At 37.5% G+C, this 12,863-nt stretch carries 12 protein-coding genes; 3 read left to right on the forward strand and 9 right to left on the reverse strand.

All coding sequences use genetic code 11. The features are described from left to right. Positions 1–732, reverse strand: coding sequence for a MurR/RpiR family transcriptional regulator (locus BA70_RS07210; RefSeq protein WP_034320105.1), 732 nt, complete (start codon positions 730–732; stop codon positions 1–3). Between the two features lie 205 nt (positions 733–937). Here BA70_RS07210 and BA70_RS07215 point away from each other — a divergent pair, with 205 nt between their 5' ends. Next, entirely contained in the window at positions 938–2,266 is a 1,329-nt protein-coding gene (locus tag BA70_RS07215) for a 6-phospho-beta-glucosidase (RefSeq protein ID WP_034320108.1), read from the forward strand. A gap of 238 nt (positions 2,267–2,504) precedes the next feature. On the opposite strand, the gene BA70_RS07220 is transcribed toward BA70_RS07215, so the two are convergent. Then, positions 2,505–3,152 (reverse strand): DUF3885 domain-containing protein, encoded by a 648-nt coding sequence (locus BA70_RS07220; RefSeq protein ID WP_034320112.1) that lies wholly within the window; start codon positions 3,150–3,152, stop codon positions 2,505–2,507. 113 nt (positions 3,153–3,265) lie between these two features. On the opposite strand from BA70_RS07220, the gene BA70_RS07225 reads away from it, so the two are divergent. After that, positions 3,266–3,472, forward strand: coding sequence for a hypothetical protein (locus tag BA70_RS07225; protein ID WP_034320115.1), 207 nt, complete (start codon positions 3,266–3,268; stop codon positions 3,470–3,472). 9 nt (positions 3,473–3,481) lie between these two features. On the opposite strand, the gene BA70_RS20520 is transcribed toward BA70_RS07225, so the two are convergent. From BA70_RS20520 to BA70_RS07235, 3 genes are all read right to left on the reverse strand, one after another. Continuing rightward, complete coding sequence (locus BA70_RS20520; RefSeq protein ID WP_239646635.1) at positions 3,482–3,871, reverse strand: FAD-dependent oxidoreductase; 390 nt, start codon at positions 3,869–3,871, stop codon at positions 3,482–3,484. After that, positions 3,872–4,396 (reverse strand): NAD(P)/FAD-dependent oxidoreductase, encoded by a 525-nt coding sequence (locus BA70_RS20525; RefSeq protein ID WP_239646636.1) that lies wholly within the window; start codon positions 4,394–4,396, stop codon positions 3,872–3,874. 64 nt (positions 4,397–4,460) lie between these two features. Beyond that, complete coding sequence (locus BA70_RS07235) at positions 4,461–4,898, reverse strand: Rrf2 family transcriptional regulator (RefSeq protein WP_034320118.1); 438 nt, start codon at positions 4,896–4,898, stop codon at positions 4,461–4,463. A gap of 172 nt (positions 4,899–5,070) precedes the next feature. Here BA70_RS07235 and BA70_RS07240 point away from each other — a divergent pair, with 172 nt between their 5' ends. Beyond that, complete coding sequence (locus BA70_RS07240) at positions 5,071–5,442, forward strand: hypothetical protein (protein WP_034320121.1); 372 nt, start codon at positions 5,071–5,073, stop codon at positions 5,440–5,442. Positions 5,443–5,514: 72 nt separating this feature from the next. On the opposite strand, the gene BA70_RS07245 is transcribed toward BA70_RS07240, so the two are convergent. From BA70_RS07245 to BA70_RS19085, 4 genes are all read right to left on the reverse strand, one after another. Continuing rightward, on the reverse strand, positions 5,515–6,369 hold the full coding sequence (locus BA70_RS07245) for an SMI1/KNR4 family protein (RefSeq protein ID WP_034320123.1): 855 nt from the start codon (positions 6,367–6,369) through the stop codon (positions 5,515–5,517). A 106-nt stretch (positions 6,370–6,475) separates the two neighbouring features. After that, positions 6,476–7,450, reverse strand: coding sequence for a tRNA dihydrouridine synthase (locus BA70_RS07250; RefSeq protein ID WP_034320126.1), 975 nt, complete (start codon positions 7,448–7,450; stop codon positions 6,476–6,478). A gap of 889 nt (positions 7,451–8,339) precedes the next feature. Next, positions 8,340–11,684, reverse strand: a complete 3,345-nt coding sequence (locus BA70_RS07255; protein WP_034320129.1) for a DEAD/DEAH box helicase family protein — start codon at positions 11,682–11,684, stop codon at positions 8,340–8,342. Positions 11,685–11,711: 27 nt separating this feature from the next. Beyond that, the gene (locus BA70_RS19085) at positions 11,712–12,863 is read right to left on the reverse strand and encodes a restriction endonuclease subunit S (protein ID WP_051691121.1); all 1,152 of its coding nucleotides are present in this window, start codon (positions 12,861–12,863) and stop codon (positions 11,712–11,714) included.

The following is a 12,863-nucleotide window of genomic DNA, read 5'->3' on the forward strand; positions in this document are numbered from 1 at the left end:
TTACTTTTCTTTTAACATCGTAAACATCTCACGAGCCATTGTTTCTAATATATACACGACCGGCGTCTGTGTCGTGATATTGGCTCTGTGCACTCGTTCATCTGTGACGTAATAGGCAATATTTAAGTCAGATATTCGCGAAATTGTGCAGTGCTGATTGTTTGTAATGCTAATGATCGTACTTCCTTCTCTTTTTAATTTCGAAATATGATCAATCGTAATGCGGTTCTCCCCTGAGACAGAAAGCACAATGGTGACACTATTGTCCAAATACTGCATATTCATCGGGAAAAATGGATCATTGATGTAAAATGAAAATTTCTCAAGACTCGAAAAGTACCTTGCCCCATACTGCGCCAAAATACCAGAACTGCCAGTCCCGATAAACAGTACGTTTTTTGCTTCGGCAATGAGCCTCGCTGCCCCTTTGATTTTCTCCTCAAAGTCTCCTTTGAGTGTTCGTTCTATAAATTCATATAGAAAATGCTGAGTGCTTTTCAAAGAAGGTGTTTGTTCTGATTCTAAATACATTTTGAGCCTTACTTTAAACTCTGAAAAGCCTTCACAATTCACTTTTCGGCAAAAGCGAAGGACAGACGAGGTGGAAATATGAGCGGCATCTGCCAAGTCTCGAATTCTCATATACACGACCTTTTCACTGTTTTCCATAATGTATCGATATAAAGCGCTTTCTAGTTCATTAAAGCTCGAAATGATCTCACTTGAAAACATCTGACTTCCCCTTTCACAAACAATATGTCACAACGTGTTTCTTCTATGTAACAAATCCCTAAATGAGACACCCTTGCCTAAAGACGCTGAAGTCATTTACGCACTAGATGCTCTCACGATAAGCTATAGATGTACAAACAAAAGAAAAAGAATTGGCTACATTCTATTATAACATTGCGCGTTACATTATTCGGAGGTGCAGAACATGGCAAAAGGATTAAAGGTTGTCACAATTGGCGGAGGATCAAGCTATACACCAGAGCTTGTGGAAGGATTCATTAAACGGTACGATGAATTTCCGATTAGCGAACTTTGGCTCGTCGATATTGAAGCTGGAAAAGAAAAGCTTGAGATCGTTGGAGACCTTGCAAAACGAATGGTCAAAAAAGCAGGCCTTCCAATCGACGTCCATTTAACACTAGATCGTAAGAAAGCGCTTGCGGGTGCTGATTTCGTTACAACACAATTCCGTGTCGGACTGCTTGAAGCACGCATGAAGGATGAACGCATTCCTTTAAAATATGATGTCATTGGTCAGGAAACAAATGGTCCAGGAGGTCTTTTTAAAGGGCTTCGCACCATTCCTGTCATTCTTGATATTGTCAAAGATATTGAAGAATTATGCCCTGACGCATGGCTTGTGAATTTCACTAACCCTGCCGGTATGGTCACAGAAGCAGTTCTTCGCTATTCAAACCACCGCAAAGTCGTTGGCTTATGTAACGTGCCAATCGGCATTCGCATGGGAATCGCCAAAGGGCTGGATGTAGACGCAAGCAGAGTCGAAGTCAGCTTTGCTGGATTAAACCATATGGTATTTGGACTCAACGTATTCTTAGATGGCAAAAGCATCATGGATCAAGTCATTGAAGACATGGCAGATCCAAATTCCACAATGTCGATGAACAATATTCATGCGATTCCTTGGGATGCAGACTTCTTAAAAGGTCTTGGCGTGATTCCTTGTCCGTATCACCGCTACTACTACAAAACAAGTGATATGCTGGCTGAAGAAAAGAAAGCAGCAGCGAGCGAAGGGACTCGTGCAGAAGTCGTTCGTGCACTAGAAAATGACCTGTTCGAGCTTTACAAAGACCCTGATCTCGATATCAAGCCGCCACAGCTTGAAAAACGAGGCGGTGCCTACTACAGTGATGCGGCTTGTAACTTGATCGCATCGATTTATAACGACAAGCACGACATTCAGCCGGTGAACACGATTAACAATGGCGCGATTAGTGACATTCCAAATGATTCTGCCGTTGAACTCAACTGCGTTATCACAAAAGACGGTCCTAAACCAATCGCTGTTGGTGAAATGCCGGTCGCTGTGAAAGGACTTATTTCTCAAATTAAATCCTTTGAACGTGTAGCCGCTGAAGCAGCCGTTACAGGCGATTACAACACAGCACTTGTGGCGATGACCATCAATCCGCTTGTGCCATCAGATGCCATTGCAAAAAGCATCCTAGATGAAATGCTAGAAGCACACAAAGAGTATTTGCCACAGTTTTTCAATAAAGTAGAAGCATAAAAAGAAACCCGCACTTGTTGAAAGTGCGGGTTCAGATTGTTGACAAAGGGCTAAAATGATCTTTATTTTAGCCCTTTGTCTTCTTTTCAGCGTGATATGAAAACCCTTGCAGTCTAGGAAAGCCGAGTACTGGAGCGGAGCGAATTTTCTATTCGTGAGCACCAGCACGCAGAACTGACACCGAATGCGAGGGTTTGTCTTCACGCTGAAACCGCACTAGTTGAAAGTGCGGTTTTTCTTATTTGCCTGCAAACAGCCGGTCCATCTGAGCGCGATCATAGTCTAATAGCCAGTGCTGTAAGCCTTCATAGACTGGGCGTAGTCGCTCAGGGTCTGCTGCAATAAGATCACAGCCTCGATCATCATATAAGTGAAAAATCATCTGTTTTGAGAGGTTGATGAGATAGATTTCATACCCCAGTTTTCCCTTCATGATCTGATTTGGTGTAAAAAAATCTTCTTGGCATATCGCATGAAGCAAAGGGCGCAACCGAATATCTCTCAGACGGCAGTTGATTGTAAACCGCTCTAACTGAATAACCTCTTCTATTTCTGGGTGTACATAGGTCAAAGGCTCATGACGCAATCGGTAACGCACTTTCCGATTGACATATTTTTGATACACCAGGAGCTTACGTTTCGTTAATTCATGTTCATGTTCTGTATACACATCAGTCACAAGCAGCACATCGTCTTCTGCTTGAAAGGAATGCCTTACAATATGTAAAGCGCGATCTCCTGCTGTTTCTAACACTTCTGTTTCCTTTCCTAATGACCAATCTGCTACTTCAAACCGAAGCCCATACGGCCATTCATAAAAGAGAGGCGGTGCTAGGTACAGATTTGGAAAATAAGTGTTTAAAAATATATTTGTTTGATCGCTCATAGGATGTCCTTCCATTGGTTTTATGTCTTATTTTAATATTGAAGCATAGAGAAAAACAATTGGAAATGAACTGTCATTTCTTATACGATGGAAAGAGATGGAGGTGTGACCAATTGAAAAAATCAAAATGGCTTTTACACGTATTTCTCACAGCATTGATCACGATGTGGATTCAGGCTGGACTTGATCAGGTGAACATCATTCAGATAACCAATATATGGGTCGATGCCAGCAGCTGGATCATCATCTTCTTTGTGATTTACGCTCTTCTCGACTGGACAGCTCACGTCCTAGCAAAACGAAAAACCGTTCATCGTTGAACATCTCTTTCATAGAGATGTTTTTTCTTGAAACGCCTCTTGTACAAGCTCATGAATCACGCCCATTCCTGCCTGACTGCCAGCAGCTGCTGCAAGAACTAGCTGAGCAGGACCACCTAAAGTATCACCACATGCAAATACACCGCTGACGGATGTACGTCCAAGGCTATCTGTTTCAATACCCGCATTCTTCGTCATTTGACAGCCAAGCTTTTCGGCAAATGGGGCTGATTGCTTGGAATCACTTGCTACAAATCCGCCTTCTCTTTTTACTCTCTCCCCATCCGTAAGCTGAAGAGAGTGCATCTGCCCATTGTGATTTTCGATCGACACAATTGGCACATCAATGACTTGAATAGAATGCGCCGAAAGAAGTACCCTTTCCTCTTCAGCTAACACTTAATGCCCATTCGTAAACACGATCAAATCCTTTGTCCAATTGGAGAGAAGCTTAGCCATATGCAAGGCACGTTGATTCTCTGCAATGAGCGCAAGTGCCTTGTCCTTTAATTCCCATCCATCACAGAAAGGACAGCTAAACAACGTCTTTCCATGCACATCATGAATCCCTTTGATCTCTGGTAACATATCCTGAAGTCCCGTTGCCAATATGATTTTTTTTGATTCAACCGTCTCCCCCTCGTGTGTCAGTAACGTAAAGCGGTCCTCTTTCTTTTGTATATCAACAATTCTACTTCGTTTGATTTGGATATTAGGGTAGGTCTGAAGATCTGCCTCTCCCGCTTTTCTGATCTCAAACGGTGTCATTCCATCGTTTGTAATAAAACCATGTGATTCCTGTGTCACTCGATTTCTTGGCTGCTCGTCATCAAACACGATGACCTGTTTTCTGCCCCTTCCCACAACAAGTGCCGCATTTAATCCAGCTGGTCCGCCTCCGATAATGGCACAATCTATGAACATATGAATCTCTCCTTTTTATTAAAGACTTCAAAGACTCTTTATATCTATAATTTAATCAAAAAAATCACATCTTGAGAAATGGATTCTTTTCTGTCTGCTCAATTTGACTCGCAATATCAATTAAACGTTTTTGACTGAGGGTTTCTTGCATTTTTGTTTCAACATCCTGCATGACTTGTTCAATCAAACAACCATCGTGAGGCATTAAAGATTCGTGCTCTAAGGAACAGTGAAATAAATTCGTGTGCCCTTCTACAGCCTGAATGACGTCTAAAAACGAAATGTCTTCCTTTCGTTTGAGAATGGTGTATCCTCCCTTTGCACCAGGCGTTGATTCAATCAATCCCGCCTTCACAAGCTTTGTTAAAATTTTTGATAAATAGGTTGGTGAAAGATCTTGCATCTTAGCAAGAGGCTCAACACCCATCGCTTTGCCCTTTGGCGCAAGAGTTAAAAACACCATCGTATGCAGTGCATAGTTGGTCGCTTTAGAATATTTCATCAGATGATTCCTTTCTATCTATTATAGACCTTTTATATCTGTAATTTATCTTAAAAGATTCTTTGAAAAAAAGCAAGTGTCGTGCATCTCCTTCCTGAATTCATTCCACATTTCGCATTTTCTTCCGATAATAGAAGTGTAGCAATGATGAATAGTAGAAGGAGTGAAGAAAATGTCAGATCAACAGCACAATGCAGCCCATGAAGAAGAAGAGGAATTTAATGTATATGACATGCTTCCACCCGCAGGAACGATCATTGGAGAAGCAACAGAAGAAGAAATGGAAGCTGCGGCAGCACTAGAAGTGAGACATGTCGCGTTCATGCGCCTGCAAGACATGTACATTCAATTTGATGGCTCGTCTTACAAAGACTTATTAAAAGACTTCCAAGAATTCGAACTCGATTCCACAAAATTCTGGAGAGCCATTGCCAGACGCCTGCAAGTCCCATACGAATGGCCAATCCGAGTCGACCACGCAAACGGCCCAATTTATATTGGTGAAACAGAAGATAGCCGTGAGGTTGAGGAGAGCGCTGAGTAAGGAATTGATGCCCCCCTTTTGATGAGGGGGTCTTTTGCTGAAATGATAGATTTCTCAATAAAAAAAGATGTATTACTCCTCTAAATCAAATTCCAACGCAATCGATATATTAATGGCTATGTCGTGCATTTCATCTATTTCTGATTGATTCAAATGCTCCGCAAAACGACGTGCACTCTCGACAACATCAGAATGCTGCTTAATCATCTCATCATTCAGTATAAAGATCGTATTAATTGCCCAGCCAGCAGTCGTTAACATTTCTTCGTCTTGAATAGTGTCCATATATGTTTCGACTTCAGAAAAAAACCACTTAACATCATCAATTTGTTCCACTTGAAAATTCGCGATTTTTGAAAGCTGTTCAGGGTCTTTGGTGATGAAAATGTCTTTCACTTCTTCTTTTGATAATGGTTTATTTTGCTTTTCGTATTCAGCCAGCCACTCTTCATCTGACATCCCATCTTCTAAGCTATCCTCTGCGGTATAATGCCCAGCAATCAGTTCATCAAACGAATCCGCTAGTTTGAAATCTGTCTCGTCCTCTAGATCGAAGTAATGAACAGGTGGGTGCTCCTTCGTTTCTCTATAATCCAATGCGATCCACGTATGACCATCCCCACAAATGAGCACAAGTCCCTCAGGCAATTCCCATTCTTCTATTAAATAATCACTATCCATAATGCCTTCATTTTTGGCAATCCCTCTTAAATGGTTGAACTGTACATGATCCTCTGCCCAACCATTCGGTTGATCTGTCGGAAAAGCGTTATGTAGGGTATAGCCGCCATTTTGTTCAAGGATGAGTTTCTTATATGTATCCGGCAGGATGACGCCTAATTTCTTCTCAGCTTTTGCAATTCCTTTCTCATTGATTTTCTTAAATGTTTCTTCGCTTTCTATGTCTTTATCCCAGAATGGTTTCAATCAAAATACCTCCACATGTCATTTCTATCTCATCTTACCATTTATTAGAACTAGTTTAATAGTGCTATTATAAAAAAAGAGAAGGGTTATCCCTCCTCTTTTTTCATCATGATTGTTCTTTATTTCTCGCTTCAAATTCATCAAGCATCGCACGCACTTCATCTGTTGATGATGTATTCATTAATTGATTTCTTAGGAAACTTGCTCCTCGAAATCCTTTTACATAAATCTTAAAGAAGCGATGTAGTGCTGTGAACGGACGCAGACCTAGTGATGAGTATTGATCGTGGAGATCAAGATGTAATCTTAAAAGACCTAGCAATTCATCGCTCGTATGTTCCTTCGGCTCTTTTTCAAAGGCAAATGGGTTATGGAAAATCCCACGCCCAATCATCACTCCGTCTATTCCATATTGCTCAGCAAGCTTTAAGCCCGTTTTTCGATCAGGAATATCACCATTAATAGTCAAAAGGGTATCAGGTGCTACTTCATCACGAAGCTTTTTAATCTCTGGAATGAGCTCCCAATGCGCATCCACTTGGCTCATTTCTTTTCTTGTGCGAAGGTGAATCGATAAATTCACAATGTCTTGCTCCAATATGTGTCTGAGCCACCCGCGCCATTCATCGACCTCGGTAAAACCAAGTCTTGTTTTCACACTGACAGGTAATCCCCCAGCTTTTGCCGCTTGAATCAGTTCTGCCGCAACGTCTGGGCGAAGAATCAAGCCACTGCCCTTCCCGTTTTGCGTGACATTTGGGACAGGACAACCCATATTAATATCAAGACCCTGAAATCCTAACTCCGCCATTCCAATACTCATTTGCCTAAAGTTCTCAGGCTTGTCTCCCCAAATATGAGCAACAATCGGCTGCTCATCCTCTGTAAACGTTAAACGCCCCTTCACACTTTGAATGCCATCAGGGTGGCAATAGCTCTCACTGTTCGTAAACTCTGTAAAAAACACATCTGGTCTCGCCGCCTCACTTACAACATGACGAAACACAACATCTGTCACTTCTTCCATTGGTGCTAATATAAAAAATGGCCGTGGTAAATCACGCCAGAAATTTCTACTCATCTTTCATCCAATTCCTCTCATGACATAGCGCCTTTTAGGGCATGTCCTTCTATAAAGTCTTTCAGCAATTTTTATCATTATATACTTTAATATGAACCGGGCAAAATTGCAAAAAGGGACATTTAGTAACTAAATGAGGGGAAAATATTAATATTTGACCCGCGATTTCCATTTTAAAGGAGGAAATGAATGAAGCTTCTCCTCTTTTTATCAAAATATCTCACTTCCTTAAATAACTATTCAAATTTGCTATAAAACAAGCAGCATTTCAATATTCTCTGTATAATACTAATAAAACTATAATTAAATTTACTAAACAATACATCCATATAAGAGAGGACTTGTTTGATTAGCTTTAATTTTGAAGCAAAATTAACATGCATATTCAATGATTTGTCAACAGAAACTTCATCTATTATCTCTCGTATAAGCCCTCTTTTTTCTTCAACAAGTCGTAAATCAAAGTTTTCCCAGTTATATTTTCATCAATTCTTCCTATATCAATAAAATATTAATAGTACTTCCTTCACTTTTTATTTTGAATATCATTCCATATTTTTTATTTCTCCTCTTCCCTCAAGCAGTAATTGCGCTAACGATCCAATTAAATCTCCCTTGTGCCTTATATTATTTTCTTCTGCCATAATACCTCTATTATACTAGTTATTAAAACTTCCAAATCTATTATTAACCAAAAATCAATATTGTTGTCACATTTTCCTTTCCTATTCTTTTTTATTTAAAGTTATTAATGCGACTTATCATTTTACCTTCCCTTTTGATAAAAAAATAAAAGGTCTATCCATTAGACAAACCTTTTAAATAATTGTTCACTTTAATTTGTGTTACTTTTACATTAAATAAAAAACGCACAGCTTAATATTAATTATTAAGCTCCTTCAAATTCTTCTGTATTTCTATTAATACTATCGATTACTTCAATAATTCTACGAACATCATCAATGTTATCTCTAAACAATTCCGTCACACTACCCAGACTACGAAATGGATCTTCCTGCAATACTTTCTTCTCTAAAGTACCATTTTTCACTACATAATCAATAATAAGTTTAACAAATTTTATTTGATTAGCATTCAACTTTTCTTCATTAAGAATTTCTGAAAAAGCTTGATTAGCCGCCTGTTGATCTAAACCTACAATTTGCCTTACTAACTTTGTTATAGGAGTATCACCAAACTCTTTTTTATAATCATCTTCTGTACCTAATTCAATCCATAAGATTTCTTCTAGGGTCTGTACATCTTGTTTTGTTAATGGTTTGTTTTGACGAAGCTTATAAATAGCCGTTTGATCTTGATGATCCTTTAGGTATCGGTTCACTTTTTTACGATAATTCTTCAAATCGTTAGAACCATAGAAAGCCTCTTCTTCTTTATTGATAATCGTGAATATATCACTAAAATTTGTATAATAATCTTTTTGGCCTTCTTTTTCTAAAAACTTCACAAGTTCACGAATAGCTTCACGTACTTCTTCTAATTCAAAAATACTCGCTTCTTCCCAGAATTCTTCAGATTGTACTTTTGTTAATATGTCTCGTTTAGCATTGATCTGTGGTATAGTACTAAGTTTTGTTAACTCTTCAGCCGTTTGAACCACACTTTTTATGTATCTACCTGCATTTTTAGCCGTTAATTTAGCTAATTCAATTGAGTACATCACGTTATCAAAACGCTTGGCTAATTCATCGTCTACAATGGAGAGAATTAAAGGAGAAATGTGTTCTTGGATTTCGCGCACATTCGTAATGGAAAGAGCTTTCCAGTTGGAACGATTTTTGTACTTATGCACAAATTGCAAATGTATTCTCACTTGAAAATTTTCATCATTTAAACGGCTAATTTCTTGATAAACATCTTCGATTAATTCTTTTCTGTGATTAATATATACTTCCTCTTGAAAATCTAACCCTTGAAGTTCTTTAATAATATCTACTTTCATATTAAAAATTCGTTCAGTTAACCCAACTGAAACTTTCCCCTCAATACCTTTTTGATTCTCCCTAAAAAACTCAAAATTCCGAAGATAGTCAAAGATTAGAAAGTACTCCTTGTCTTGCCCTACCCCAAAAAGATTTGGACAAAGACGCGTGCCACGACCAATCATTTGCCAAAACTTTGATTTTGAACGAACTTTTTTGAAGAATACCAAATTGACGACTTCTGGTATATCAACTCCTGTATCTAACATATCTACAGATACTGCAATTTGAGGCAGCTTATCTTTAGTTGAAAAGTCTTCAATGATACTTTCAACATAATCTATCTGGTAATCGACCTGTGCAGCAAATTTCCCATTATAGTGGGGATAGATATGGTTAAAGCGTTCTACTATATGCTTGGCGTGCTTTGAATTATTAGCAAAGATAATAGTCTTGCCTAATTTATCTCCACCTTCTACTTTAATACCTTTTTCCATTAAATCGTTGAGTACTTGATCAATCGTACTATGATTAAACAGCCACTGGTTTACGGCAGAATTGTTAATCTCTTGACCTTGCTCTTCGTCAAAAGTGTCTTCGTACTGTTCTCTCTCTTCATCCGATAACTCATCATAGCGAACTCCATCATCTAGAATTTTTGAAGTGGATTCGATTGTACGATGTTCAACGAGATAACCGTCTTTAACAGCTTGTTCTAATTCGTATGCATAAGTCGGTGTCCCAGTTTCCAACCCAAAGATATCATACGTATTTTTATCGATTTCATCCTTTGGTGTAGCTGTTAACCCTAGCGTAATACCATCAAAATATTCAAAAATTGCTCGGTACTTTTTGTATATACTTCGGTGACTTTCATCAACAATAATTAAGTCAAAATGACCAACAGTAAATAATTTATTTCCGTCTTTTCGTTTTGTATCGTCAATGGCATTCAACATTGTTGGATAAGTGGAAAATACCATTCTGCTTAATTCAGGGTTGTCTTTGTTATCTAGTAAATTACATAATGTCATACTAGGAAGAAGATTATTGAAGTTTTTCTTGGCTTGCGATACAAGTGTTTTTCGATCAGCTAAAAAAAGAATATTTTTCACCCAATTATGTCGGACTAAAACATCAACAAGAGATATGGCTGTTCTCGTTTTACCACTACCCGTTGCCATAACTAAAAGTGATTTTCTCTGTTTTGCTTGAATTGTTTCACATACGGAAAGAATAGCTTCTTTTTGGTAATAGCGGTTGGAAATCTCGTCTTTAATCTCAATATTAGTTAAGGGCCGCTGGATTGTACGTCTATCAATCAATAATTGCAGGTCAACTTTCGTATAAATCCCAGATACTTTTCGTTCTGGATAATTAGTATCATCCCAAAGACGAATATCGAATCCATTGGTATAAAAGATTATAGGTCTCTGCCCGTGCATTTTTTCAATACAATCAGCATACAACTTTGCCTGTTGCTTTCCTTTATTTGCATCATAAGAAGTTTTTTTGGCTTCAACCACTGCTATTGGTTTACCATTATCGCCCAATAGTACATAATCTACAAAACCATTGCCTTGATTATTTGGCATCCCAGTTACCTTATACTCCTCAAGAATGTCTCTACTAAACTCCCATCCTGCTAATTTAAGCTCTAAATCAATATAGATCTTTCTAGTATTAAATTCAGATAGATCATTTACTTGAAAATCATATTGGCTTTTATTTTCGATTCTCTTTTCCGTCAGATTTTTACGAAGTTGAGCATTTTCTCTTATTATATCTTCAAGCTTTCGATCTTTTGAGCTCAGCTTTTCATAAAGCTCCTTGTATTCTTCTGGTCGTTTTCTAGGTTCTTCTCCAGAAAATAAAGTTTCTTCTTTAAATTCAGAATCTGAATAATCCTCTGAATAGCAATAGTCTAACCAATCAATAAATTGATGCAGGTTATGCAATGCTAAAACTGCTTCATCTCTTGTAATGGCTGAGTTTGTATGTACTGCTACATTTCCCAATTTAATGATGTATTTCATTAATGGAAAAAGATCCTCATCAATAATTGACATAAACGTGCGCTCGTGAATTAAGCTTGATAAGTTATCTTGGTATGGTACTGTTAATTCACTATCGGATGCATATAACCATTTCACAGAAAGCTCCAAAGCTCGCCGCGTTAGAATTGCACAAGTAGCAGGACTTACTTGGAGACTATTTTCTGCCTCCAAGCAAGCATTTACAAAAGTATTGAATTGATTTTTACCCTTTAAAAATTCGAAATTACTTAGCAAATGAATTCCTCCCAAAAAACATTGGAATCAATACTTAACAAATTCTCCTTTAAAAGCATTATGTAAAAGAGATTGAATATTATTTTCCAATAAAATCAAACTTTTCTCTATCATATCTATTTGTTTTTCAATTTTATTTTCTATATAGGAAAACTCTTCTTGTATTTCCTTTGGTGGCAAAGGAATTTTTAAATTTTTTATATCTTCATTTGAGATATTTGCTTGTCGAACGCCTCTACTTAGCCTGGTTAATTCCCTTTTGAATTTTGGTTGTTTAAAACAATATCGTAGATAAATACCTGTTAAATCGTTGTGAGGCTCTAATTTCGCTACACGTTGATTTAATAAATATTGATTATAATCATCAGGAACCAAACAAACATTTCCATAATCCTCTTTCCCAACAGTGCCAGTTAACGTTATTAATAAGTCTCCTGGACTAATTAAATACTTTTTATACTGTTCCGTAATATGGGGTACAAATGCTAACGTTTTTCTATCAAAAAATCCTTTGTTAACCGTTCCAATTTTAATAACTGGAATACCATTATCTGTGAACTCCTTGCTCTTAAAAGCATACCCGCCAACAACTTTTACATAATTTCCTAATCTTTCTTCAGACCAATTATTCGGGTTTATAAATGGATCACCAAACATTTCTAAAAATATACTTTGTTTAAGTATATTTAATGCAACACGTTGATCATTACGTTTATCTATAAGAAATTGAGCTTTATCAAATATCTTTACCATTTTATCTTGAATTTCCATTGATGGAAGAGGAATTGTGATATTTTCCAGCACCTGTCTCGAAATATGAGGGATTGTAGCACCTGTACAGTTATCACGTAAAAATTTTGATTTTGATTGTAAAAACTTTGCTACATAAGCTACATTAAAATCTTGACTCTTACTTTTTAATACAGCAAGTGTGCTTCCTATAGCACCTTCAAGATTATATCCAACAGTTCCAGCATTCGCTCCATCCCAAGCAATGACTACGTCATCCTTTGTTGTATATACATACTTTTTGTCTCTAATACAATACTTTATGTTATTATCATTGCGTAGATCATCAATTTGAATAAATCTAACCGTATCGAAATTTTCAAAAGCTACTTGCTCAATTTTTTTTCCTTTTTTTATTTGAAACAGTTCTTTAACAGTTGATTCTTTCAT

The sequence above is a fragment of the Bacillus zhangzhouensis genome (assembly GCF_000715205.1).
Lineage (GTDB): Bacteria > Bacillota > Bacilli > Bacillales > Bacillaceae > Bacillus > Bacillus zhangzhouensis.

What these genes read in the sequence shown, in the direction of transcription:
- BA70_RS19085 (WP_051691121.1), bottom strand. Translation starts at nt 12,863, where the DNA reads ATGAAAGAATCAACTGTTAAAGAACTGTTTCAAATAAAAAAAGGAAAA.
- BA70_RS20525 (WP_239646636.1), bottom strand. Translation starts at nt 4,396, where the DNA reads ATGTTCATAGATTGTGCCATTATCGGAGGCGGACCAGCTGGATTAAAT.
- BA70_RS07210 (WP_034320105.1), bottom strand. Translation starts at nt 732, where the DNA reads ATGTTTTCAAGTGAGATCATTTCGAGCTTTAATGAACTAGAAAGCGCT.
- BA70_RS07240 (WP_034320121.1), top strand. Translation starts at nt 5,071, where the DNA reads ATGTCAGATCAACAGCACAATGCAGCCCATGAAGAAGAAGAGGAATTT.
- BA70_RS07215 (WP_034320108.1), top strand. Translation starts at nt 938, where the DNA reads ATGGCAAAAGGATTAAAGGTTGTCACAATTGGCGGAGGATCAAGCTAT.
- BA70_RS07235 (WP_034320118.1), bottom strand. Translation starts at nt 4,898, where the DNA reads ATGAAATATTCTAAAGCGACCAACTATGCACTGCATACGATGGTGTTT.
- BA70_RS07250 (WP_034320126.1), bottom strand. Translation starts at nt 7,450, where the DNA reads ATGAGTAGAAATTTCTGGCGTGATTTACCACGGCCATTTTTTATATTA.
- BA70_RS07220 (WP_034320112.1), bottom strand. Translation starts at nt 3,152, where the DNA reads ATGAGCGATCAAACAAATATATTTTTAAACACTTATTTTCCAAATCTG.